Source organism: Vibrio sp. TRT 1302 (assembly GCF_050113875.1).
Classification (GTDB): domain Bacteria; phylum Pseudomonadota; class Gammaproteobacteria; order Enterobacterales; family Vibrionaceae; genus Vibrio.
The window spans coordinates 41,662-65,214 of the sequence record NZ_JBNJOF010000021.1 but is presented as its reverse complement, the minus strand read 5'-3'; the positions used below and the strand labels follow the sequence as shown (position 1 = coordinate 65,214).

The following is a 23,553-nucleotide window of genomic DNA, read 5'->3' as shown; positions in this document are numbered from 1 at the left end:
TCTCTGGAGTCTCTGGAGTCTCTGGAGTCTCTGGAGTCTCTGGAGTCTCTGGAGTCTCTGGAGTCTCTGGAGTCTCTTTTAGTGTTTCGTTAAGCTCCTGCTGCGCAAGTACATCTTCTTGCTCAATTTCCGGCTGTTCTGATCCTGCTTCAGACTCAAACGCATCGAGTTCAACCCTAGGTTGTTGCTCAACGCTGACAGTCTCTTCTTCTGGCACACGACCTTCAACTTCGTCAATCGCAGACGTCAGCCAATCGTCTTCTTCATCAACGTCTTGTTCACCAGACGTCGCTTCCGCCGCGTCAGTCACTGCAGATTCACTAACAGGATCCAGTTCTGATTCCAGCGCTTCATCTTCAAGCTCGTCGATATCAAATTGTGGGTTTTCGACTTCCTCAATGGCTGACGTTAACCAATCATCTTCATCCTCTGGCTCTGGCTCTGGCTCTGGCTCTGGCTCTGGCTCTGGCTCTGGCTCTGGCTCTGGCTCTTCAGGCTCAGATGTCTGCTGTTCAGTGTCAATAGCGACATCATCCACAAGCTCAGGTTCTTGCAAGTCATCTAGGTCTAATTCATCAAGTAACGGATCTGCTTCAGGAGCAGAATTAATCATGTCATCAATAAAATCATCGCTAGAGAAGGCTTTTTCAACTTGTGGTTCTACAGCAGTCTCTTCTGGCAGAACGTCTGATTGCGCCTCAACCTCGGTGCTCTCAATTTCAAGTAGTTGCTCGAACAGGTCAGTCGCGTCGTCACCCAGTTCGTCTTCAGTCGTCGATGAATCTGATTCGACAAGCTCCTCAATCAGTTCGGTGCTTTGTGAAAGATTCACCTCTTCCGTTTCTTGGCCTCCGCCAATCAGTTCATCAAGCTCAGCATCTAGGTCAAACTCATCGTCACCCTCAGCACCATCGACAATGTCATCCAGTAAATCCGTGCTGTTTTGCGTAAACTCTTCATCAACGCCAATCAGTTCATCAAATACATCTGATTGGGTGCTCGATTGCGGTGCTTCATTCAGGCTATCTTCAACAAGCTCATCGAGCAGATCTGTGCTTTCCGAGCTTATTTCAACACTTTCCTCTTCTAACAACTCATCAAGAAGTGCTGTCTCATCAATGGAATTTGCTTCTAGCGCCTCTAAATCTGCCTGCGCTTCCATCTGAGCAAATATGTCATCAATTTCATCATCAGACGCGAAATTTGGCTCATTCAGGTCTTTGCTCGATTCATCACTTAAGTCGAACGATTCGTCACCTTCGTCAAGTAAGCTATCGAAATCGAGATCATCGCTGCTCTCGCCCTGTACCTCGCTAAATAGGTCATCAAGAAGAGATTGATCCAGTTCCGTTGAGCCGAGATCTTCGCTATCACCATCTTCGGCCAGCAAAGAGTCAAACTCGTCTTGTGAGAATTCACCATCGTCGGATAAGTCAAACCCTTCATCATCGTCTGGGTCATCAATAATGACTTCATCTAACGCACGTTCCATCTCTTCGAGACCAAGCGCTTTTTCATCGCCATTCACGCTGATGCCATTTGAGCTCAAGTCTACATCAGCTAACGACTCGTCAAGATCACCATCATCACCAATTCCGGCAAATGGATCATCTCCATCCTCGCCTTCTAAGTTGAAATCGAGGTCGCTGTCATCTAAGTCAGCAAATACGTTGTCTTCATCAGCCTGTTTGCCATCAATGTCACTGTCGTCACCAAACAGCTGCTCGCTATCCGAGTCACCGAAGAGATCGTCATCAAGCAACAAATCATCATCAATATCATCGTTAAGGGTTTCTGGGACAATCGGTGCCACAGGCTGAACTGGTTGCTGTTCAGCTAAGGTTTGTTGAGCGTCTTCTTTCTTACGACGTCCAAATAGCATCACCACAAACAAACCAATTAATAAACCTGGAATGATCGCTAACGCCGCAACCAGCCAAGTATTAGAGAATAACTGGTCCATCGCTGAAGGCGCCATTTTCTGCTCTTCAGCCACGCGTTGACGCTCCGCTTCAAGTAGCTTCTCTACTTCATTGCGAATACGGTTTTCGTCACCTAGTTCATCTTTTAGTACATCGACTTCTGACTGAACTTCAGCAAGCATCAGGCGCAATTTGTGATTTTTTTCTTCCAGTGCAAGTAGTTCAGTTTCTGAGCTTTCAAGCTGGTTTTCTAGAGAACTGACCTGTTTTTGCTTTTCTTGCTCTGCGATAACTTTTAGTTCACTGCCGGTTTCTGTCTGGTCAGGCTTCGTCGCTGATGGCTCAGTGGTCGTTTCTGTCACAGGAGGACGAGCTGTCACCGTAGGTTTCGCCTTCTCAGCGGTGACTGGGGCAACGTTTTTGCCCAAACGTGCTTGATGAGAAGCCATGACATTAACGGCTTCTTGCGTGCTTACAGCGCGAACCTGTTCTAAAGATGGGATACGAATGGTACTGCTTGGAATAAGCTCATGAATATTCTGGTTGTCAAACGCTTGAGGGTTTAATTGAAAAATGGCGTATAGCGTTTGTTGCACAGTCACCGACGGAGAAGGACGCAACTGCGTAGCAATACTCCAAAGTGTTTCCTGCTCAGAAGTGGGGCCATAAAAACGAGAAGGCTCGGTTGTAGCGCGTGAATTACGTGAAAGAGGCTCTGAGAACTGGGGAGATGACTGAATCTCGCCGTTAGGCCCTTTAAGGCGAATGCTCTCCGCGCTTACTGGCAATGTTTGAGTCACGGCAACTATTGCTAATGGCAATAATAGACGCTGTAGTAGTCGACGCATATAAGGCTCAGCTATGTGCTCAATTAAATAAAATACAATGATCTGTTAAATATATCGGATAAACCCACCAAAACTATAGGTATAGAGGTAAAAAATGTGTGTCCAACGCCATATTCGCATTAATCTCACACAAATTTTCTCGATTCGATTAAAAAAGCCCCACTTGAAAGTGAGGCTTCAATAACAATCTAATTTCGAGATTAGTAGTAATCGCGAATCAATACTTCAGCAATCTGAACAGCATTGGTCGCTGCACCTTTTCTAACGTTGTCAGCAACAACCCATAGGTTTACACCGCTATGGTGGCTAATGTCGTTACGGATACGGCCAACCATGACATGGTCTTTACCACCTGCGTCGCGAACTTGAGTCGGGAAATCTTCACCTTGGAATACTTCTACGCCTTCCGTTTGTTCCAATAGGTTAATCACCTCTTGAGCATCAATTGGCGCACAAGTTTCAACGTGAATGGCTTCCGCGTGACCGTAAAAGACAGGTACACGAACACAAGTAGGGTTCACGGTAATCGCTGGGTCATTGAAGATTTTCTGGGTTTCCCACACCATCTTCATCTCTTCACGGGTGTAACCATTTTCCATGAACTGATCAATCTGTGGGATACAGTTGAATGCGATTTGCTGTGAGAATTCACTGTTCTCAGCTGGCATACCGTTAAGCAGTTTTGCCGTTTGACCAGCGAGTTCATCAATGCCTGCTTTACCCGCGCCAGAAACTGACTGATAAGTCGATACGTTAATACGCTCAATACCAACCGCATCGTGAATCGGCTTCAGAGCCACCAGCATTTGAATCGTTGAGCAATTTGGGTTTGCGATAATATTGCGGTTACGAAACTCTGCAATGGCTTCAGGGTTCACTTCAGGCACAACAAGTGGGATATCGTACTCATAACGGAACTGTGACGTATTATCGATGACAATTACGCCTTCGTCCGCTGCAATCGGAGCCCATTTTGCCGACAGTTCACCACCAGCAGAGAACAAAGCGATATGAGCTTGTGACCAGTCAAATTCTTCGACGTTTTGCACACGTACGGTTTTACCGTTAAAACGGTAAGTCTTTCCTTCACTGCGTTCACTGGCTAGCAGATATAGCTCACCGACTGGAAACTTGCGCTCTTGTAGCACTTCTAAAATAGTTTCACCGACCGCGCCGGTCGCACCTAATACGGCAACGTTATATTGTTGGCTCATTGACTTACCTCAACCTGAAAACCTAATTTTTCTAGTGGTGATAAACGACAACTGTCATCACCGACTAATGTGACGGCACTGTATTCTCGACGATCCCAGTAGTTCTTACGCATCAGGTCGAATGAACCTGGCTGACTGATTTCACGACGGAATAAGGCGTCATCTTTACGCACATCATAGACGAGCTGAGTGATGTTATGCAGCGTGGCTTCATCCCAATCACGATCCAATACCAGCTTAGGTACAGGAGCAGTTGGCAGCAAGTCACTGGCGTGCGCACGTAATTCGTTATCTAAGAACTCGCAGTAGCTATTGAAAATCATCGTTGTTCCGCGAGCTTTGCCCTCTAGGCCATACCCAGCGACATGAGGGGTTGCGAATGCTAGCAGAGGCAGAAGCTCCATATCAACCTCTGGCTCAAATTCGAAGACATCTAACGCTGCAATAAAACCATCGTTGCGCTGTAAACGTGCTTTTAGAGCCGAATTGTCAACCACTGGACCACGAGCCGCATTGATTAAAATTTGGTCACCGCGTAACGTATTGAGTACTTCTTCATCGATCAAATGATGAGTAGGATGCTGACCGTCCCGAGTAATCGGCGTGTGGAGAGTAATGATATCAGCTTGACTCAACAGCGCCTCAAGAGGTGTAAACTGACGCGAATCCCCCGCTTCTTGCTTAGGTGGATCGTTAATCAATACCTTGATTCCTACACCTTCCAAACATTGTTGCAAGTAACTGCCAACCTGCCCAGCACCAATGATTCCAACCGTTTTATCAAAAACAGAAAAACCGTGTTGTTGAGCCAGTACCATCATGACACTGAACGCGTACTCTGCGACCCCTACTTTGTTACAACCCGGTGCCGCTGTGAAAAATATTCCACGCTCTCGAAGTAAATCCTGATCAACATGGTCCATCCCCGCGGTTGCCGTCCCGACAAATTTGAGTTTGTTCGCTTTTGATAGCAGTTTTTCGTTGACCTTAGTAACAGAACGAATCATCAAGGCGTCGACATCGACAAGGTCATCTTCGGTTAGTGTACGACCAGATTTTAGAACCACTTCGCCAAGCTGGCTAAAAAGCTGCTCTGCATAAGGCATATTTTCATCAATAAGGATTTTCATCTGTCTGTAGAGTGGAGTTGAATTGCAATGGGATTGATTGTGCAGAAAAGGCTCCTCAGTGTCGAGGTAATAATGCACTCAGATAACGATAAAGGGTAAAGAGAAAAATGCCCGGCTAAATAGCCGGGCAATAGTCCAGAACAAAAGGATCTTAACCCGCTCTCCATGGGCTAAAGTCTGCGTCTGTTAGGTTAACCTTTACGAATAAAGATTAGCCAGCTCTGGAAACTGGATTGCGAAGCATCATCTGCCCAGCAAATTCAGTTAGCCTTGGTACTTCTTGATCACTAATGTTGCGTTCGTACCACCAAAGCCAAAACTGTTTGACATCACGGTCGTTAGCTCGACATCACGCTTCTCAGTCACGATATCTAGGCCCTTAGCCGCTTCATCTAAGTTAGCAATGTTAATGCTTGGAGCGATGAAATCGTTGTTCAGCATTAGCGTTGAGTAAATTGCTTCGTGCACACCAGCAGCACCTAGTGCGTGACCTGTCATTGCTTTGGTTGCAGAAATGGCTGGGCTGTTGTTACCGAATAGCTCTTGGATTGCACCCAGTTCTTTAACGTCACCAACTGGTGTTGATGTGCCGTGTGTGTTGACGTAGTCAATAACATCCACATCTTGCATCGCCATCTTCATACAACGCACTGCGCCTTCACCAGAAGGAGCAACCATGTCATAACCGTCTGACGTCGCGCCATAGCCTACGATTTCACCGTAGATTTTCGCGCCGCGTGCTAAAGCGTGTTCGAGCTCTTCGATCACCATCATGCCGCCGCCGCCAGAGATAACAAAACCGTCACGGTCAGCATCGTAAGTACGAGAAGCTTGGTCTGGAGTCTCGTTGTACTTAGTTGATAGTGCACCCATCGCATCAAACATCATAGTTTGAGACCAATCTAGTTCTTCACCACCACCAGCAAAAACGATGTCTTGTTTACCTAGTTGGATAAGTTCCATCGCATGACCAATACAGTGTGCTGACGTCGCACACGCAGAACTCATTGAGTAGTTCACGCCACGGATTTTAAATGGTGTTGCCAAACACGCAGATACGGTTGAAGACATAGTACGAGGTACCATGTATGGACCAACACGTTTAACGCCTTTTTCACGCATAGTGTCAGTTGCGACAGTTTGGTTTAGTGCCGATGCACCACCAGAACCTGCAACAATACCAGTACGGTCGTTAGATACCTGTTCGTCGGTTAAACCTGCATCTTCAATTGCTTGCTGCATTGATAGGTATGCATAAGCAGCCGCATCACCCATAAAGCGCATCTGTTTACGGTCAATGTGTTCTGCTGGGTTAATCTTTAAGTCACCCCAAACCTGAGAACGTAGGCCGTGTTCTTTAAACTGCTCAGAGGCAGTAATACCAGATTTACCTGCTTTAAGAGACGCTAAAACTTCTTCGACGTTGTTACCGATACTTGAAACAATACCCATACCGGTGATTACGACTCGTTTCATTATGACATTCCTATAATTCAAAAATCCGCCTGATAATAACTAAGATAGCGGGGAAAAGTGGTCAGCTTTCCTTTAAAACCGTACAATTGCAATCATATTATCGTCTTTATTCACATTATTTCCGACACTATGACCTCGATTACTAATGCCCAACTAGGCTGGAACGAAGCTGGAACCCCTGTTTCCGACCAGTTTGATGATGTCTATTTCTCCAACGTCAATGGACTAGAAGAGACTCGCTACGTGTTCTTACACCAGAATCATCTGCCACAAAGATGGCAAGCATGTGACCAGCGCAGATTTGTCATCGCAGAGACTGGCTTCGGAACTGGACTTAATTTCTTAGCCGTTTGGCAATGGTTTGCTCAATTTAGGCAACAAAATCCAACTTCGCCATTAAAAGAGCTGCATTTCGTGAGCTTTGAAAAATATCCGTTGAGTAAAAATGATCTCATCAAGGCTCACCAATCGTGGCCTGAACTGGCAGAGTATGCGGAAAAACTGCAAGAACACTACCCTATCGCGGTACCAGAGTGCCATCGAATCGTACTAGAAGATGGCGCCATTACGCTTGATTTGTGGTTTGGTGACATTAAAGATTGCATGCCAAAAGTGCCGGTTTCTGATCAAGGTCTAGTCGACGCTTGGTTCTTAGATGGGTTCGCACCAAGCAAAAACCCAGAAATGTGGAACCAAGACTTATTTAACGGAATGGCAAAATTAGCGAAACGTGATTGTACTTGCGCTACGTTCACGGCTGCGGGTTTTGTACGTCGAGGTCTCATTGAAGCGGGCTTCGCAATGAAGAAAGTCAAAGGCTTTGGCACCAAACGAGAGATGATCGCGGGCGCACTTTTAGAGAAGCTGCCACACACGAACATGGCGCCTTGGTTTGCTCGTCAACCAAGTCTCGGTGGTGAATCCATCGCTATTATTGGTGGAGGTATCGCTAGTGCCACGCTTGCCACTACCCTTATCCGCCGTGGAAAAAAAGTCACGCTCTACTGTCAAGATAGTGCGCCTGCTGAAGGCGCTTCAGGAAATCGACAAGGTGCAGTCTATCCTTTACTGAATGGTACTCACGAAGGCGTGTCCCGAGTATTTGCGCCAGCATTCTTGTTTGCCCGTCAATTTGTTGAACAAGCTGCGCAGCAGATAGAGTTTGACCACCAATGGTGTGGTGTGACGCAGCTAATGTGGGATCAAACAACCAGCGTTAAACTTAACAAAATGCTTGAAGGTAACTTTGATCATCATCTGATTCATAAACTCGATACTCAACAGACCAATGACGTTGTTGGCCTTCCTCTCGATATGGAAAGCGTTCACTATCCGCTTGGTGGTTGGTTAAGCCCTGCTCAGCTAACCAAAGGGTTACTGGATAAGCTCGCGGAAAACCCTTTATTTGCGTCTTACTTCAACTGCAAAATTGAGCAGCTAGACTGGCAGGAAGATTCCCAGAGCTGGACTTTGGTAAGTCATAACGCGTCATTCCAACACGATACCGTAGTCATTGCCAACGGACATCTGTTTGACCAATTTACTCAAGCTGCGCACGTCCCATTAGGGAAGGTCAAAGGTCAAGTCAGTCACATTCCAACAACAGAGACGCTTGAGAAACTCAAGACCGTATTGTGCTATGACGGCTACATGACCCCCGTTAACCCGAATAACCTTCATCACTGCATTGGCGCAAGCTATGACCGCTCTCATCTCGACAATGAGTTTGATCCTGTGGCGCAGCAAGACAATGGTGACAAACTGCGCAAATGCGTACCAAACCAATCTTGGCCACTCCAAGTTGATACGTCATCGAATAAATCGCGTCAGGGCATACGCTGTGTAAGCCGAGACCATCTGCCATTTGTTGGCAACCTTGGTCAGTTTGAGACGATCAAAGCTCGCTATCAAAACCTTCAAGAAGCAACGATTGATAGTGCTGAACAAGTACCACAATATCCAAACTTGTTCTGCCTGCTAGGTTTAGGCTCTCGAGGGCTAAGTTCAGCGCCGCTGTTAGCGGAAACGCTCGCCTCTCAGATCTGTGGTGATCCGCTGCCTCTACCTGTGGATGTTTTGGAAAGCTTGCACCCTAGTCGAATGTGGGTTCGCAAATTAAGAAAAGGGAAAGCCATTACGGAACTGTAATTGGTCTCAAAACAAAAAAACGCAGTCTCTTACACTGCGTTTTTTATCGGTAGTCACTGAGCTTAGTTAGGCTAGCTTAGCAACCGCGGCTTTGATTTCATCTGCAATTTCTTGGTTGGTAATCGCCGCTGTTTCAAAGTCAAAGTTATCATAGAAACTTGGGACGGATACCGACGCCTTAACATCAGCACCAAAGTAAGGTGCGGAAGCAGTAGCGGCAGCAAGAACCGTTTGTGCTCCACCAGGGCCAGGAGATGTTGCCAAGTAAACAACAGGCTTGTTTTGGAACACACTGCGATCAATGCGAGTCGCCCAATCAAATAGGTTTTTGTATGCCGCTGGGTAGTAGCCATTATGTTCAGCGTAAGAGACAACAATGGCATCCGCTTCAGCAAGATCAGCAAGAAACTCTCTTGCGCCTTCGGCTTGTCCAATTTCTTTTTCTTTGTCTTCACTAAACATCGGAACTGAATAATTGTTGATGTCTAAGACTTGTACTTGCGCACCTTCCACTTGTTGAGCGGCATAGGTTGCTAACGCTTTGTTGATTGATGTTGAACTGTTTGATGCACCAAATGCTACGATTCTCATAACTGCTATCCTGTTGTGTCTCGGTATGAGCACTAGAATATCGAGCAGCCAATCACGCAACAAGCGCAAAAATACAAAGAGGTTGTTCGAAAAATTCGAACAACCTCTTAAGCGATAGATTGATGCCGCCGTTGGTTAAGCGTTGTTAACCAACTCTAACCACAAATCATTGACGATAATACGGTCCGCCGGAGTCAGCTCCGAGCGTGCTGCATCCAAACTTTCCTGAATACGACTCTTTAATGTTTCCACATCATTAATGCCATCTTCTTCGCACGAAGCGGCAGAAAGCGAAATATGACCACGCAGATAACCACCAGCAAAAAGTTCATCATCTGACGCCGTCGAAATACGTGCATCTATTAGCTCAAGTAGCTGCTCTTCAAATTCAATAATCATTTTGCGATGTCGCCTAATCAGTTTGCTTCTCAAAAAGAGCGCCAAGCTTCTCACATTGAGAATTTCAACGCAAACCCTATATACAGCAAGGCCTGATAGTGTGGCATGGACAATGCAATTTCCCTTATATCGCTCAGCCAAAATAGGGAATGACAATGAAATTAAAACGTATAAATCAGCGCTTCCTACTACTCTTTGCATGTTGCAGCTACAGCATTTATTACGCGCCATCCAGCCATGCTGGAGACGTCAGCTTTGGTGAATGTCCCACTGAGGCATTCCTTATCCAAAACCCCACAGGAACTCCCGTCGCATTTGGGGTTAACATCGATTTAGGCAGTTATCGCGTCATGCCCTCGACTCTGGGTTTAGCCAAGCTAAATGGGCTAGGTTTTAGTGAACATGACCGATTCATTTATGGCTGGGACTATGGTGTTAATGGCGAACTCGGAACGCTTGCTCGCATCGACGCCAACTTCGATAAAACGCGACTTGAGCTTATCATGCCTGCGGGTACACCCGATCGTTTCTATGTCGGCGACGTGTCACTCAACGAAAACGCTTGGTATGGTTACCGCCCAAACGACGGGTTGTATAAAGTCGACCTAGACACGCTAGAGATGACGCTAGTCGCGCCGCCTTCTCAATTTTCTAAACCCAACATTCATGACTTCGCCTTTCACCCAGACGCCAACAATAACCTTGCCTATAGCCTAGACGCCGACGGTTATCTCTGGGTCGTAGATGTTACACAAGGTACTGCCACGCGTAAGAATCAGGTGCTCAATGAAGCTCAACTTGGTTTCAACTTTACCTTCGGTGCAATTTACTTTGATGTGGATGGATACCTCTACGCCAGCAACAACAGCAATGGCTATATTTTCAAAGTCGCCCTAGACAATCCTCATACACCTGGGACGTCAGACTACTCGTCTTGGCAGCCTAGTGCGATCCTGACGGCTTACGGTCCATCAAGTAATTCGAATGATGGGGCTCGATGTGCGTCAGCGCCTGTCGAAGCCGCAGAGTTGACCGACTTTGGCGACGCACCAGACAGCTATCAGACGACCTATGCTCAGTCTGGTGCGCGACACGGCATAGGAGCTTTAGAAGACACTTCTAGCTTGCGACTTGGAGCAATTGTCGATGGTGAAACCGAAGGTAATCCACCGCCTTATAGCGATGATACTTCCGACAATATTGACGATGACGACGGTGTCGAGTTCCCAGTGCCAATTCAAGTTGGAAATACTTCTATGGTCCAAATCACAGTTAATGGTGCCACTTCGGAAAGCGTGCTCAATGCTTGGATGGACTTTGACCGCGACGGCACCTTCGATAGTGAGGAAATCATCATCACTGATCTCTCGGTGAGTGATGGAACACAGTCAGTATTTTTCACTGTACCTACTTGGGCGGTCAGTGGTGAGAGTTGGGCAAGATTCCGTATCAGCAACACTTCAGGGATTGGACCAAGCGGTGGTGTGCCACAGGGAGAGGTTGAGGATTATCCTATCGACATTACCGAAAGTGGCGTATCGACCGAGAACTACCCACTAGGTGGAAGCTACACCACATTTGCCTATGAAGATCAGTACCCACTTCAAGGTGACTATGACATGAATGATGTTTTGATGAATGTAAAATACACGGAATATCATCTCAATAGTCAGGTAATTCGAGTCAAAATTGAGGGTCAAATTGCGGCTCTTGGTGGAGATAATCACTCTGGTTTTGCCATTCGCTTACCTAACATTGCAAGGGAAGACATCAAGTCTGATTCTGTTGTTCTGACTGTGAATGGTCAAACCCAATCCTCAGAGGTACTGGAACTAGGCACAACTGATGCCGTATTTATCATCCAGCAAGACTTGTGGGACATCACCGAGGCGGGTGAAGCAGAAAACTGCACCATGTTCCGTACACAGGTGAACTGTGGCACCGCATATCGCCCAAGTTGGAGCTTACAGTTCTCCTTTGCCAATGCACCAGCAACAAGCGTCATGCCCGAGTTTCCATATGACCCTTTCATCTTTGCCGCGCCAGGTCATTACTATGGAGATATTGGTTATCAACTGACAGGGGGCTATCCCGGACGTGGACTCGAAATCCATCTTAAAAACAACCCGCCTACGGCAAAATTCGATACCCGTTATCTTGCTCTCGGCGAGGATGCCTCCAGTGGTAATACCCATTATCACACCAGCAATGGTCTACCATGGGCGATTGAAATCCCGCTCAACTGGCAGCACCCGTTGGAACAGATCACCATACTCGACGCCTATCCAAGATTCGGGGACTTCGCCCAAGATCCACAAGGGTTAACTGAAGCCGATTGGTATGTGGAAGCTAACAACAACAAAATTTACGTCGACTAGCGAGGATAAGACAATGAACATCAAATCAGTAACACAGTTTATCGGCTCTACTCTCGCTAGCTTGACTCTTTTAACAGGTTGTGGGGGCGGAGGCGGTGGCGATGAAGGTGGATCAGGGAGCACAGGTTCAAGCGGCGCTACATCAACCCCGACAACAGCGGCGGCTTCTGTCCAAATACAAACCCTTGAAAACTTAAACATCAGTTATGACAACAGTCTCGAATCTGTCTATAGCGTTGATGTCGATGTCATTCTGAACCAACTGGCTGACAAGCAAGCCTATATATCGATATGCGACAATAGCTCCGCTCAGGGTGATTCTGACCTCGTCGACTACGAGAGCTGTTTGGTCAAATCATCGTTAACTGCAGGGCTGGCAGAATTCGATTTAAGGGTAGTCAATCATTGCGACTCACTGATTGCCGTAATTTGGGTGATGGAGCCAGATCAGACCCCACTCGTCTACACATTCGACTACAGCGGCCAGAAAGAGAATACTTGGCTTATTCAGTAGCGTTAGGCTACTTAACTTCAAACTGCGCAGGCGTGAGTTCCGCGATACTGTAGAATTCACGTAGCGCATCAGACAACATTTGAACTCTGAGCGGTAATCCCACCTGAAGAATTGACATCACCTCAGCGTGAACTTTGGCCATAAACGCCAGACGATCCGGTTCAAAGCTACCATTGAGATTGTCACAACTGACCGTGAACGGAAAGCCTGCACTGACGGATAAAATCCATTCGTATGCTTGCGGGCGGATTTCTACTTTCTCAAATTCAGCTTGCACGGCTTGAGTGCGCCCGTCAGGCTCGTACCAATAACCAAAATCTTCCACTAAGCGACGCTCTGGCCCAGCCACACACCAATGGGCAATCTCATGCATTCCTGACGCATAGAAACCACGAGCAAAAATAATGCGATGATAGGGGTAGTCATCGTCAGCAGGAAGGTAAATTGGCTCATCTCCCCCTAACTCCAACTTGGTGTTGTATGAGTGAAAAAAAGTCGTGTTAAAGATATTGATTAAGTCTTGATACTCGTGGGTCATAGCTAAATTAACGGGCTGGTACTATCGCGGTCTGCATTCTCTCATTTTTGCTGAAAAATGCAAAACCCTACTTAATGTATTGATATTAGAAATAGTAATCTGAAAAACGTTTTCGTATTCATAAAAACTCATTCGTCATAGATCACATTTCCCACTACACTCACGCCTTAAATTTTATCTTCATTGCCGAGCATTTACGGCCACTTCTTGAGAATTCATTATGCTGCTCAGTGTTTTATATATTATTGGTATCACAGCGGAAGCGATGACGGGAGCACTAAGTGCGGGTCGTCGAAAAATGGATTGGTTTGGAGTCATGCTGGTTGCAAGTGCTACGGCCATAGGTGGCGGCACGGTGCGCGATATTCTTCTCGGTCATTACCCACTAGGCTGGGTAAAGAATCCCGAGTTTCTTGCGATCACTTGTATCGCTGGCGTACTGACAACAGGGCTAGCTAAGTGGGTCATTAAACTTAAAGGCCTGTTCATTCGATTGGATGCGCTAGGACTGATCGTTTTTAGTATCATTGGTACCAAAGTGGCAATGGGTATGGGGCATCATGCCTTGATTTGTATGGTATCAGCACTCGTCACTGGCGTGTTTGGTGGCCTACTGCGTGACCTAATCTGTCGTCAAACACCACTTGTATTGCATGAGGAACTGTACGCATCTGTGGCTCTCGTTGCTTCTGGTTTGTATTTAGGACTTTTAGAGCTTGGCATTGATGATGTGACTGCGACCATTTCAACTCTCGTTGTTGGTTATGTACTTCGTATGGCTGCGGTGCGTTTCAAATGGCGCTTACCTTCATTCAACCTTGAAGCTGAAGGCTCATTGCACTGATCACGCCAGAGACTCGATAGCCAAAGGTTGATACTGTTCTAACCTTTGGCTTGTCATCGGTTTTGCTATCCAATAACCCTGAAAATAGTCCACACCAACACCACAACACATCTCAAACTGCTCTCGAGTCTCGATCCCTTCAGCGATAGTGTACGCACCAATCTGTTTTGCCACTGCGACCGCCTGCTCAACAAAATCTTCATCACTGACATAACTTCGATCAATTTTCAGATACGTTGGTCGGATTTTTATTGCTCTCTCACGAGTAGAATAACATGCCCCATAGTCATCTAATGCCGTCTTGATACCGTAGTGCTCCAAATAGGCTTTGCCTTGCAAAATACCGGCGAGGTCCGACTCTTCAAACTCAGTAATCTCATAAATGATTTGCGAACTTACTAAGCGCAAACAGCGTAGGCGATACATTAGATGTTCAATGGATTGGCGCTGATTAGCGAGCAGCGAAAACACAGAAGGTGAAACGTTGATAAACAGTTTGCTATGACGATAACGGGTATGGGCAAGGTTGATGGAGTGTAACTTACCACACAACAACGTCGTCATGACGCTCGCTTCATCACCGGGGATCATCGCAGAAAAGTAATCACCAGGATTGATGACACGCCCTTGTTGGTCATGAATCCGCACTAATCCTTCAAACGCTAAGACAGAACCAAAACGATCTACGATCGGCTGGAATACACTGTAAAAAGTCTTGTCCTGATAGACGCCATAAACAAAACCATGTGCTTGATAGCGAACCAAATTCTGAATGGAATCCATCTGTGCAGAATAAATCGACTCTAATTCCACTGCATACCTCCTTGTGTCGCGGCACTATAGCAGATTCCCTTTGCCGCAAAGGTAAGCATATGTAAGCTCAATAATTACATGCGCTTACCAACAAAACTTTGTACTGATAAGCAAGAGATGATGGAATTGACAAAAATAACACTAATAATGAGATTTATGAGTCAAACACAGCCACGCTATGCTTTTGTCTGCCCAAAGCTAGAAATCATCACCGTCCAGCATCAAGGCCAAACCGTTAAGCTCGAAAGCCACTGCCAATCTGAGATTACTGACCTTGCCGCACTCGCCATTGATGCCGCCACTAAACGCAATATTCGTGTCCTGCTACTCGATAGACACAACGGTAACCAGCTCGATTTTTACCATTTCCTCATGGCATAAAAAAACCCCGACTCGCGTGTCGGGGCTTTTATCAATCAGAGCTTATATCTGCGGCGTCTCTGTCGTCACGCCGTGGTTTTGGCCTCTATGGCGCAACAAATGGTCGAGTACAACAATCGCCAGCATCGCTTCTGCAATCGGTACAGCACGAATACCAACACATGGATCGTGGCGACCTTTAGTAATTAACTGAGTCGGTTCACCTTGCTTAGTGATAGTTTCACCAGGCACAGTAATACTTGAGGTTGGCTTGAGAGCAATGTTGGCTACAATATCTTGCCCTGTTGAGATGCCACCTAAGATACCGCCAGCGTGGTTACTCGCAAAGCCACTTGGTGTCAGTTCATCTCGGTGCTGGCTGCCTTTTTGACGAACAACATCAAAGCCATCACCAATCTCTACACCTTTCACCGCGTTAATACTCATAAGTGCATGCGCAATGTCCGCATCTAGGCGGTCGAATACAGGTTCACCCAGACCAACAGGAACATTTGTTGCGACTACTTGCAGTTTTGCACCGATTGAATCGCCTTGTTTCTTTAGGTCACGGATCAGTTGATCAAAAGCTTCAACTTTATCAACATCAGGACAGAAAAATGGATTGTTTTCTATTTCATCCCAATCCACTTTATCAATCGCCACATCGCCCATTTGCGATAGATAAGCACGGATCTCTACCCCAAATTCTTGTTTCAGGTATTTCTTAGCGATTGATCCCGCCGCAACACGCATCGCGGTTTCACGGGCAGATGAACGGCCACCACCACGATAATCACGAACACCATATTTTTGATGGTAAGTGTAGTCAGCGTGCCCTGGGCGGAACTTATCTTTGATTTCCGAATAATCTTTCGAACGCTGGTCGGTATTTTCGATCAAAAGACCGATAGAAGTCCCTGTGGTTTGACCTTCAAATACGCCAGACAAAATTTTCACCTCGTCTGGTTCACGACGAGCGGTGGTATAACGAGAAGTGCCTGGTCGACGGCGGTCCAAATCGATTTGAATATCTGCTTCGGTGATTTCAAGACCCGGAGGGCATCCGTCGACAATACATCCTAGTGCGATACCATGACTTTCTCCGAATGTTGTCACTCGAAAATGTTGTCCGATACTGTTTCCTGCCATTACTTCCTCAAATTTGTTTCGCCCTTGTATACAGAGCTTTACACTTCAATTATTAGTTATTTCATAGTCGCCTTATTGCGGTTTGATGTAAACCCCTAAAGGCCATTTTACGCGCATAAAAAAACGCCAAGTCGTGACTCAAAGATCAAACCACTTGGCGCTATTGAAGTTTTGCTTAAATTTTAAGCATTAATCTCGGTAGATTGAGAACTCATCTTTGACGGCTAGCATCTGTTCGCGAGTTAGCATGAATACCCCGTGACCACCGTTCTCGAACTCAATCCAAGTAAATGGAATATGTGGGTACTGTTCCATCATGTGAACCATAGAGTTACCCACTTCACAAATAAGAATACCGTTGTCCGTTAAGTAATCTGGCGCATTCGCTAGGATACGGCGAACAATTTTAAGCCCATCAGTACCCGCAGCTAGGCCTAACTCCGGCTCATGGGTAAACTCTTCTGGCAGACTATTCATGTCTTCTTGGTCAACGTACGGTGGGTTGGAGACAATCAGGTTGTACTTCTCTTTTGGTAGATCACGGAACAGATCTGAACGGATTGGGAAAACTTGCTGCTCCATACCATGATCCTGAACGTTAAGCTCAGCAACTTGTAGTGCGTCAGTAGAGATGTCGATTGCATCAACTTCCGCTTCAGGGAACGCATGTGCACAGGCGATGGCGATACAGCCGCTACCCGTACAAAGATCCATGATACGTGTCGGTTCTTCGATCAACCAAGGTTGGAATTCAGCCTGAATCAACTCACCGATTGGCGAACGAGGTACGAGTACACGTTCATCAACGAAAAACTCTAAGCCACAGAACCAAGCACGGTTAGTTAGGTAGGCTGTAGGAGTACGCTCATTGATACGCTTAACCACGCGCTCAACGATACGCATACGCTCACTGGTGGTCAGGCGCGAGTTCAATACATGCGGAGGCACATCGATTGGCAGGTACAATGTTGGCAGGATTAGCTGTACCGCTTCATCCCATGCGTTGTCAGTACCGTGACCATAAAATAGGTTTGCGGCGTTGAAACGACTGACGGTCCAACGAATCATATCTTGAAGCGTATGAAGTTCTGACACCGCTTCTTCTACAAAAATCTTATCCAAAATTGCCTCCGAAAAGCGCTACAATACTGCTCATTACATTTTAAAGTATTAATGATTAATCCCATGAGCAAAAAAGACACCGATATGGATGATGACTTCGCCCTTTTTAGGGATGCAGTACAAGGCGTAAAAAAGTTGTCACAGGATACCATAGTCCAGCAGCCAAAAAAAAATACTAAGCAAAAAGAAATTAAGCGAACTTCTAGAGAAGCGAGCGATGCTGAGTTCTATTTCTCTGACGAGTTTGTTCCACTTTTGAATGAAGAAGGACCAACGCGTTATGCTCGAGATGACGTGTCACAGTATGAAGTAAAAAGACTACGTCGAGGTGTTTATGTCCCTGACGTTTTTCTCGATATGCACGGAATGAATCAACAGGAAGCCAAACGCGAACTGGGGGCTATGATCGCCTACTGTATAAAGAACGAAATTTCCTGTGCGTGTGTTCAACACGGCATCGGTAAACACATACTCAAACAAAAAGCACCACTGTGGCTTGCTCAGCACCCAGATGTGATGGCTTTCCATCAAGCTCCACTCGAGTTCGGTGGAGATGGCGCTCTGTTGGTACTCCTCTCTATACCCGAAAAGTAGTCCGTTGTTCTAACCGGCTACTTTCTCAGTTCTGGAGGAATAGGTAGCTCGGAGGTTTTAAGGTTTGGCCTTTGTCCACCGCGTTTTCGATACTGTTTTAATTGGAATACGTAGGCAAGAATTTGTGCCACCGCAGTAAACAAGCCATCCGGTATTTCCTGCTCTAATTCGGTTGAATGGTATAGAGCACGCGCAAGAGGCGGCGCTGGAATCACGTAGATATCGTGTTCACGTGCCACTTCACGAATCTTGAGTGCCATGTGATCCGTACCTTTCGCGACAACGATTGGCGCTCGGTCACTATCTTGTTTATATCGCAATGCCACAGAGAAATGCTCGGGGTTGGTGACGATAACATCGGCCTGAGGCACTTCGGCCATCATACGACGTTGGGCTGCTTCACGCTGGAGCATACGAATACGGCCTTTCACTTCCGGCTTACCCTCTGTTTCCTTGTACTCGTCTTTAACCTCTTGCTTGGTCATTTTAAGTTGGTTGGCGTGTTGCCAAATCTGGAATGGGATATCTATCGCTACCACAAGCAGCAAGGTACAGCTAATCAGCAATATGAAATTAAGCAGGATATCTAGCGCGTGAAAGATGTTCTGTGGGTAAACATCCATACTGAGTTGGAACAAATCTTCTTTGGCGGCGTTAATAAGATAAAAGGCCATCCCAGACACTAAAGCCACTTTGAGAATAGACTTAATCAGTTCTACCCAGCTTTGTAGGCCGACCATGCGTTTGAGACCACTCAGTGGATTCATCTTCGACCACTTGGGCATCGCCGCTTCAACTGAAAAGTTGATGCCACCGACCCCTGCGGCTCCAGCCAGCGCAGCCACAAATAGTGTTATCAGGATCAACAGAAGGGGAAGAATCAGATTCGACAATGATCCGAGCGCAATATCGAACAGCTTAACCTGATCAAATATCTCTTCACGTGACAAAGTAAACAATCGCCCCATTGCAGTAAATAGAGCGCGAGCTAAGCTCTCTCCAAACCACATCAGTGCAACTGAACCAATTACCAGTACTGAAACCGACGCCAACTCTTTAGACCTTGCAACCTGCCCTTTTTCTCGAGCCTGTTGCAAGCGTCTGGGCGTGGCGTCTTCTGTGCGTTCTTGACCGTCTGACTCTGCCATTCAGCCTCCTAACAATTCAGCCTGATAAAGGAACAGATCTGCTGTTCACCTTGCAACCAGAATAGCTCATAGTGGTTGTAGAGTCCGGCGATGATGTACCAACAAAGCAATAAACCCACCATCAAAGCAAAGGCGAAGCCGAGTGAGAAAATATTCAACTGCGGGGCGGCACGTGTCATTACGCCGAAGGATAAGTTGATCGTTAGCAACGCAATAATTCCAGACAATGACATACTCAGCGCAACTTTAAACATGATGCCAAGCCATAACGCCAGTTCTCTAAAATCCACCGTCGTTAATGAGCCCGTTCCAATTGGGATCGATTTGAAACTCATCACCACCAGCATGATCATTTTAAGATGACCATCGGTCGCGAGGAAAAACATGGTTGCAAGGAACATAAACAATTGACCAAGCAACGGGGTGTTTTGACCGTTTGCTGGGTCAACCATTGAGGCAAAACCCAAACTCGACTGCATACCTAGGATCTGACCAAGAATAACAAAGGTTTGAATCATAAATTGGGTCACAGTCCCCATCGCGACACCGATAATGATCTGTTCGAGCAAGGTCATAAAACCCGCAAAAGAGACGAGTTCAATATTGTCTGGTACCGCGGGGATAGCGGGCATCACAGCAAAAGTGATCGCTAAACCTAGATAGAGACGTACCCGAGTAGACACAAATCGCGCTCCCGTCACCGACATCACCATCAGCATGGCAGCAATGCGGGTATAGGGCCAAAAGTAATTGGCGATCCAATCTAAAACTAGGCTAGTCGGATACTCCATAGTCAGACCTAGTAGAGAACCTGAGGCAAACGCTCGATCATGCTAAAGAAAAACTCCATCAGCATCTGCGTCATCCAGTGAGCAAACAGCATCAAAGCGAGTAGTGTCACAATCAAACGTGGCAAGAAGCTCAGTGTTTGTTCGTTAATCGACGTTGCGGCTTGAAAGATAGCGACCACTAAACCAATCAGTAGACTGGGAATAATGATCGCACACACCATGATGAGAACCATCCATAGCGATTCACGAAACAGCTCCACAAACATTTCAGGAGTCATTGTTTTCCTCCCGTCACAAAGCGAAACTGCCGGCTAACGTCGACAATATCAGGTTCCAGCCGTCGACCAACACGAACAGCATCAATTTAAAAGGTAACGAGACAATCATTGGCGATAGCATCATCATACCCATTGCCATGAGAACCGAAGCCACCACAAGGTCAATGATTAAGAATGGTAAAAACAGCATAAAACCAATTTGGAATGCAGTTTTGAGCTCAGAGGTGATGAAAGCTGGAATTAATACCGCCATTGACACATCTTCCGGCGCTGTCGCTGTCGAACCAGAAATATTAACAAAGGTTTCTAAGTCCTTTACCCGAGTCTGCTTGAGCATAAAGTCTTTCATTGGCGTTTGAGCCAAGTCAAACGCTTGTCGCGCGGTTATCTGCTCATTGATGTAAGGCTGAATCGCATCATCATTAATCTTGCTCAATACTGGAGACATGATGAAAAAGGTTAGGAAGATGGCGATACCTATGATCACTTGGTTGGATGGGGTCTGTTGCAAACCCATGGCCTGACGCAAAATAGACATCACCACGACAATACGCGTGAACGACGTCATCAAAATAACCATGGCTGGCAGGAAGCCGAGCATGGTCATCAACGCTAAGATTTGCAAGTTGATTGAGTAGTCTTCGCTGCCATCCGCATTGGTGGTCATGGTAAAGGCTGGAATTCCGCCGCCACCGCCCGTAAAACTGCCGGTTGAGATGGTTTTAGACGCGCCCTGCTCTTTTTCCATTGCCGTTACAGTCACCGAGTCACTCGGAGCAATATTGGCAGGAACCGGGGTATCTATCTCTTGCTGCGCTAACGCTAACCCAGAAAAAAGGGTCAGTACAAACGTCAGAACAATGGTCGCCAAATTAGTTGTTTTTATCATTCTTCTTCAACAGCTGAGTCAGTTGACTTGCAAACGGACCGTTAGCCATCTCCTCCTGAGACAAAGGTTTATCCAGCTTTGAGATAAGTTGAATCGATTGAGGCGTCACCCCCACTAAAAACTGCTCTTCACCCGCTTGAACAATCACAATCCTTTCTCGATGCCCAACCGCAATTTGGCGCACAACGCTTAGACCTTTCTGATTGATCAACGCGGGGACTCGCATGCGTTTTAATAGCCAAGCTAGCAACAAAATAAAGGCCACAACGAACACGAGCGACCCAAAAGTGGTCGCCCAGTCTAGTTGGCTGCCTGGAGCGGCAGCCAGTGCGGAAGGAGAAAGTACACTGAGAGAGTAAAGTAAGTACTCTCTAACTTTGAAAGTCATACGTTACCTAACATTATCGCAGTTTCTTGATACGCTCTGTCTGACTGATTACGTCGGTCAAACGAATACCAAACTTATCGTTAACCACAACCACTTCACCGTGCGCAATTAGAGTACCGTTCACCAATACATCTAATGACTCACCGGCCAAGCGCTCTAGCTCAACAACTGAACCTTGGTTTAACTGGAGTAAGTTACGAATACTGATTTGAGAGCGACCCACTTCCATGGAAATCGTCACTGGTATATCTAAGATCGTATCCAGCTTGCGACGCTCATCGTCTGAGATTGGCGAAGAAGTGTCCTTTAGCTCATCAAGCTGAGCAGACATCACTTCATCTACATCAATATCTGGCGCATTCGGATCTTCACCTAATGCCGCAGCCCATTCGTCCGCCAGTTTTTGGTCGTCACTCGGTTCCATACCTGTTACCTATTTATTCTCTTAATCTTCGATTTCGCCATCGTCTTCTTCTAACTCAGAAATAACATCTTTTCCGAGGAAGGCGATATCCGTTTTAACCACATCAGGGCGTTTAATTTTCTCTGATACCTGAACTGCTAATTTCTCACCTGAGCGCCCCATTTTCACTCGGAATGTTGGCAGTTCTTCAACAAACATCACAGCGTGTTCTGGCATATTGATCGGGATGATGTCACCCGGTTGTAGCTCCATCAAGTCACGCAATGAGATATCTTGCTCTAGTAAATCGACACGGAAGTTGACTGGCACATCCATGATTTCCTCACGAAGAGCCGTGCTCCAACGAACGTCTGTTTCCATTTTGTCAGACTGAACACCGGCATCGAGCAACTCACGAATTGGCTCAACCATCGAATACGGCATAACCACGTGGAAGTCACCGCCACCACCGTCAACCTCAATATGGAATGAACTGACGACGATCACCTCTGTCGGGCTAACAATGTTAGCCATACTCGGGTTCACTTCCGAATCGAGGTACTCAAACTCGACCCCCATGACTGGAGACCAAGCTTCTTTGTAATCTTCAAAAACGATCTTCAGCAATAGCTGCACAATTCGACGCTCGGTCGGTGTAAACTCCCGGCCTTCGATACGGGCATGGAAGCGGCCATCACCACCAAAAAAGTTTTCTACTAGAATGAAGACTAGACGTGCTTCCATGGTAATCAGCGCCGTACCTTTTAACGGTCTAAAGCGCACCATATTAAGACTGGTCGGCACATACAGCGTATTTTGGTACTCACCAAACTTCATCATCTGAACGCCGTTGATAGAGACTTCTGCCGTCTTCCTTAGCATGTTAAACAGGCTAATCCGCAAATGGCGGGCAAAACGCTCATTGATCAATTCGAGCGTTGGCATACGACCACGAACAATGCGGTCTTGCGAGGAGAAGTCGAAGTCTACAGCACTGGCATCCGACTCGGGCGATTCGTCTTCTATATCATCAACGTCATCGACTCCGTGGAGCAGGGCATCAATTTCGTCTTGGCTTAATAGATCAGTCACGCATCACCTACTGCATTACAAAATCGGTAAATAGCACACGTTCAATCACTGGTTGACCTACCGCGCGATTCAAGCTTGCTTTAATGTCGTCGGTCGCTTTTTCTCGCAGTTCGACACGGCCATTGGCAGTACGTAATTGATCAACGGTCGCCGACGCAAACGTACTCAATAATGAACTTTCAATCAAAGGAGAGTGGTAGCGGGCGAGATTTTCGTTCTCTGAACCACGAACCATCAACTGTACCTTAATCTGTACTAAGCGATCTTTTTTGTCGCCTGTGACATTAAATAAAAACGGTTGGGGAATATTAACGTAAGCGACAGGATCGACAGGCGCAGCCACTTGCTGCTGGGTGGTCTGAGCGGTTTCCGCAGAATCATCCGAACCCATCAAGAAAAATGCAGCACCACCGCCACCCGCGAGTAATACCACGGCAGCAATGATGATAATGATCAGCTTACCTTTGCCTTTGGGCGCTTCCGTTTCGATTTCTTCAACTGCCATAACTTAACGTTCTCTATCT

General features: G+C 46.5%; 24 protein-coding genes. 6 read left to right on the top strand and 18 right to left on the bottom strand.

The window, feature by feature from the left end; all coding sequences use genetic code 11:
- From ACQEXP_RS18210 to fabB, 4 genes are all read right to left on the bottom strand, one after another.
- Positions 1-2,770: FimV/HubP family polar landmark protein (locus ACQEXP_RS18210; RefSeq protein WP_426971149.1), on the bottom strand; the 2,770-nt coding region annotated here is incomplete at its 3' end.
- A gap of 200 nt (positions 2,771-2,970) precedes the next feature.
- A complete protein-coding gene (locus ACQEXP_RS18205) occupies positions 2,971-3,984 on the bottom strand; it encodes an aspartate-semialdehyde dehydrogenase (RefSeq protein ID WP_138973766.1) in 1,014 nt (337 codons plus the stop codon).
- Entirely contained in the window at positions 3,981-5,114 is a 1,134-nt protein-coding gene (locus tag ACQEXP_RS18200) for a 4-phosphoerythronate dehydrogenase (RefSeq protein ID WP_426971148.1), read from the bottom strand. Before ACQEXP_RS18200 ends, ACQEXP_RS18205 begins: the two co-directional genes overlap by 4 nt.
- A gap of 264 nt (positions 5,115-5,378) precedes the next feature.
- Positions 5,379-6,590, bottom strand: a complete 1,212-nt coding sequence (gene fabB, locus ACQEXP_RS18195; protein WP_426971147.1) for a beta-ketoacyl-ACP synthase I — start codon at positions 6,588-6,590, stop codon at positions 5,379-5,381.
- A gap of 129 nt (positions 6,591-6,719) precedes the next feature.
- On the opposite strand from fabB, the gene mnmC reads away from it, so the two are divergent.
- Positions 6,720-8,738, top strand: coding sequence for a bifunctional tRNA (5-methylaminomethyl-2-thiouridine)(34)-methyltransferase MnmD/FAD-dependent 5-carboxymethylaminomethyl-2-thiouridine(34) oxidoreductase MnmC (gene mnmC / locus ACQEXP_RS18190; RefSeq protein ID WP_426971146.1), 2,019 nt, complete (start codon positions 6,720-6,722; stop codon positions 8,736-8,738).
- A 66-nt stretch (positions 8,739-8,804) separates the two neighbouring features.
- Here the strand turns inward: mnmC and ACQEXP_RS18185 are convergent, their stop codons facing one another.
- On the bottom strand, positions 8,805-9,329 hold the full coding sequence (locus ACQEXP_RS18185) for an NADPH-dependent FMN reductase (RefSeq protein ID WP_269377849.1): 525 nt from the start codon (positions 9,327-9,329) through the stop codon (positions 8,805-8,807).
- Positions 9,330-9,464: 135 nt separating this feature from the next.
- Complete coding sequence (locus ACQEXP_RS18180; RefSeq protein ID WP_138973761.1) at positions 9,465-9,728, bottom strand: YfcL family protein; 264 nt, start codon at positions 9,726-9,728, stop codon at positions 9,465-9,467.
- Between the two features lie 155 nt (positions 9,729-9,883).
- Here ACQEXP_RS18180 and ACQEXP_RS18175 point away from each other — a divergent pair, with 155 nt between their 5' ends.
- Both ACQEXP_RS18175 and ACQEXP_RS18170 read left to right on the top strand, forming a co-directional pair.
- Positions 9,884-12,106, top strand: coding sequence for an LruC domain-containing protein (locus tag ACQEXP_RS18175; protein WP_426971145.1), 2,223 nt, complete (start codon positions 9,884-9,886; stop codon positions 12,104-12,106).
- A gap of 13 nt (positions 12,107-12,119) precedes the next feature.
- A complete protein-coding gene (locus tag ACQEXP_RS18170) occupies positions 12,120-12,620 on the top strand; it encodes a hypothetical protein (RefSeq protein ID WP_426971144.1) in 501 nt (166 codons plus the stop codon).
- A 7-nt stretch (positions 12,621-12,627) separates the two neighbouring features.
- Here the strand turns inward: ACQEXP_RS18170 and ACQEXP_RS18165 are convergent, their stop codons facing one another.
- Entirely contained in the window at positions 12,628-13,158 is a 531-nt protein-coding gene (locus tag ACQEXP_RS18165; RefSeq protein WP_426971143.1) for an elongation factor P hydroxylase, read from the bottom strand.
- 220 nt (positions 13,159-13,378) lie between these two features.
- Here ACQEXP_RS18165 and ACQEXP_RS18160 point away from each other — a divergent pair, with 220 nt between their 5' ends.
- On the top strand, positions 13,379-14,002 hold the full coding sequence (locus ACQEXP_RS18160) for a trimeric intracellular cation channel family protein (protein ID WP_269377853.1): 624 nt from the start codon (positions 13,379-13,381) through the stop codon (positions 14,000-14,002).
- Here ACQEXP_RS18160 and ACQEXP_RS18155 read toward each other — a convergent pair whose 3' ends face one another.
- Entirely contained in the window at positions 14,003-14,815 is an 813-nt protein-coding gene (locus tag ACQEXP_RS18155) for an EAL domain-containing protein (protein ID WP_426971142.1), read from the bottom strand.
- A 156-nt stretch (positions 14,816-14,971) separates the two neighbouring features.
- On the opposite strand from ACQEXP_RS18155, the gene ACQEXP_RS18150 reads away from it, so the two are divergent.
- Complete coding sequence (locus ACQEXP_RS18150; RefSeq protein WP_269377854.1) at positions 14,972-15,196, top strand: hypothetical protein; 225 nt, start codon at positions 14,972-14,974, stop codon at positions 15,194-15,196.
- Positions 15,197-15,238: 42 nt separating this feature from the next.
- On the opposite strand, the gene aroC is transcribed toward ACQEXP_RS18150, so the two are convergent.
- Positions 15,239-16,324, bottom strand: a complete 1,086-nt coding sequence (aroC, locus tag ACQEXP_RS18145) for a chorismate synthase (protein ID WP_269377855.1) — start codon at positions 16,322-16,324, stop codon at positions 15,239-15,241.
- A gap of 189 nt (positions 16,325-16,513) precedes the next feature.
- Positions 16,514-17,446: a 50S ribosomal protein L3 N(5)-glutamine methyltransferase gene (gene prmB, locus ACQEXP_RS18140; protein ID WP_426971141.1), complete on the bottom strand. Its 933-nt coding sequence runs from the start codon at positions 17,444-17,446 to the stop codon at positions 16,514-16,516.
- A 63-nt stretch (positions 17,447-17,509) separates the two neighbouring features.
- Between prmB and smrB the strand changes: the two genes are divergently transcribed.
- Positions 17,510-18,040: an endonuclease SmrB gene (gene smrB / locus ACQEXP_RS18135; RefSeq protein WP_269377856.1), complete on the top strand. Its 531-nt coding sequence runs from the start codon at positions 17,510-17,512 to the stop codon at positions 18,038-18,040.
- 17 nt (positions 18,041-18,057) lie between these two features.
- On the opposite strand, the gene flhB is transcribed toward smrB, so the two are convergent.
- The 8 genes from flhB to fliL are packed head-to-tail and all read right to left on the bottom strand — an operon-like array spanning position 18,058 to position 23,534.
- Positions 18,058-19,188, bottom strand: coding sequence for a flagellar biosynthesis protein FlhB (gene flhB / locus ACQEXP_RS18130; RefSeq protein ID WP_426971140.1), 1,131 nt, complete (start codon positions 19,186-19,188; stop codon positions 18,058-18,060).
- A gap of 8 nt (positions 19,189-19,196) precedes the next feature.
- On the bottom strand, positions 19,197-19,979 hold the full coding sequence (gene fliR / locus ACQEXP_RS18125) for a flagellar biosynthetic protein FliR (protein ID WP_269377858.1): 783 nt from the start codon (positions 19,977-19,979) through the stop codon (positions 19,197-19,199).
- An 8-nt stretch (positions 19,980-19,987) separates the two neighbouring features.
- Positions 19,988-20,257, bottom strand: a complete 270-nt coding sequence (fliQ, locus tag ACQEXP_RS18120; protein ID WP_138973753.1) for a flagellar biosynthesis protein FliQ — start codon at positions 20,255-20,257, stop codon at positions 19,988-19,990.
- Positions 20,258-20,270: 13 nt separating this feature from the next.
- Positions 20,271-21,146: a flagellar type III secretion system pore protein FliP gene (gene fliP / locus ACQEXP_RS18115; protein WP_426971139.1), complete on the bottom strand. Its 876-nt coding sequence runs from the start codon at positions 21,144-21,146 to the stop codon at positions 20,271-20,273.
- Positions 21,130-21,534, bottom strand: coding sequence for a flagellar biosynthetic protein FliO (fliO, locus tag ACQEXP_RS18110; protein ID WP_138973751.1), 405 nt, complete (start codon positions 21,532-21,534; stop codon positions 21,130-21,132). The genes fliP and fliO overlap by 17 nt, the downstream gene beginning before the upstream one ends.
- Positions 21,535-21,547: 13 nt before the next feature.
- Positions 21,548-21,958, bottom strand: a complete 411-nt coding sequence (fliN, locus tag ACQEXP_RS18105; RefSeq protein WP_138973750.1) for a flagellar motor switch protein FliN — start codon at positions 21,956-21,958, stop codon at positions 21,548-21,550.
- 21 nt (positions 21,959-21,979) lie between these two features.
- Positions 21,980-23,029, bottom strand: coding sequence for a flagellar motor switch protein FliM (gene fliM, locus ACQEXP_RS18100; protein ID WP_269377860.1), 1,050 nt, complete (start codon positions 23,027-23,029; stop codon positions 21,980-21,982).
- Between the two features lie 7 nt (positions 23,030-23,036).
- The gene (gene fliL, locus ACQEXP_RS18095; protein ID WP_269377861.1) at positions 23,037-23,534 is read right to left on the bottom strand and encodes a flagellar basal body-associated protein FliL; all 498 of its coding nucleotides are present in this window, start codon (positions 23,532-23,534) and stop codon (positions 23,037-23,039) included.
- Positions 23,535-23,553: the final 19 nt, after the last annotated feature.

Bases quoted from the DNA above. Each gene is read 5' to 3' on its own strand.
- smrB (WP_269377856.1), top strand. From the start codon at position 17,510: ATGAGCAAAAAAGACACCGATATGGATGATGACTTCGCCCTTTTTAGG.
- ACQEXP_RS18175 (WP_426971145.1), top strand. From the start codon at position 9,884: ATGAAATTAAAACGTATAAATCAGCGCTTCCTACTACTCTTTGCATGT.
- flhB (WP_426971140.1), bottom strand. From the start codon at position 19,188: ATGGCAGAGTCAGACGGTCAAGAACGCACAGAAGACGCCACGCCCAGA.
- fliQ (WP_138973753.1), bottom strand. From the start codon at position 20,257: ATGACTCCTGAAATGTTTGTGGAGCTGTTTCGTGAATCGCTATGGATG.
- ACQEXP_RS18165 (WP_426971143.1), bottom strand. From the start codon at position 13,158: ATGACCCACGAGTATCAAGACTTAATCAATATCTTTAACACGACTTTT.
- fliR (WP_269377858.1), bottom strand. From the start codon at position 19,979: ATGGAGTATCCGACTAGCCTAGTTTTAGATTGGATCGCCAATTACTTT.
- fabB (WP_426971147.1), bottom strand. From the start codon at position 6,590: ATGAAACGAGTCGTAATCACCGGTATGGGTATTGTTTCAAGTATCGGT.
- ACQEXP_RS18160 (WP_269377853.1), top strand. From the start codon at position 13,379: ATGCTGCTCAGTGTTTTATATATTATTGGTATCACAGCGGAAGCGATG.
- ACQEXP_RS18185 (WP_269377849.1), bottom strand. From the start codon at position 9,329: ATGAGAATCGTAGCATTTGGTGCATCAAACAGTTCAACATCAATCAAC.
- ACQEXP_RS18150 (WP_269377854.1), top strand. From the start codon at position 14,972: ATGAGTCAAACACAGCCACGCTATGCTTTTGTCTGCCCAAAGCTAGAA.
- mnmC (WP_426971146.1), top strand. From the start codon at position 6,720: ATGACCTCGATTACTAATGCCCAACTAGGCTGGAACGAAGCTGGAACC.
- fliP (WP_426971139.1), bottom strand. From the start codon at position 21,146: ATGATAAAAACAACTAATTTGGCGACCATTGTTCTGACGTTTGTACTG.
- ACQEXP_RS18200 (WP_426971148.1), bottom strand. From the start codon at position 5,114: ATGAAAATCCTTATTGATGAAAATATGCCTTATGCAGAGCAGCTTTTT.
- ACQEXP_RS18180 (WP_138973761.1), bottom strand. From the start codon at position 9,728: ATGATTATTGAATTTGAAGAGCAGCTACTTGAGCTAATAGATGCACGT.
- ACQEXP_RS18205 (WP_138973766.1), bottom strand. From the start codon at position 3,984: ATGAGCCAACAATATAACGTTGCCGTATTAGGTGCGACCGGCGCGGTC.
- fliO (WP_138973751.1), bottom strand. From the start codon at position 21,534: ATGACTTTCAAAGTTAGAGAGTACTTACTTTACTCTCTCAGTGTACTT.
- ACQEXP_RS18170 (WP_426971144.1), top strand. From the start codon at position 12,120: ATGAACATCAAATCAGTAACACAGTTTATCGGCTCTACTCTCGCTAGC.
- fliL (WP_269377861.1), bottom strand. From the start codon at position 23,534: ATGGCAGTTGAAGAAATCGAAACGGAAGCGCCCAAAGGCAAAGGTAAG.
- aroC (WP_269377855.1), bottom strand. From the start codon at position 16,324: ATGGCAGGAAACAGTATCGGACAACATTTTCGAGTGACAACATTCGGA.
- fliN (WP_138973750.1), bottom strand. From the start codon at position 21,958: ATGGAACCGAGTGACGACCAAAAACTGGCGGACGAATGGGCTGCGGCA.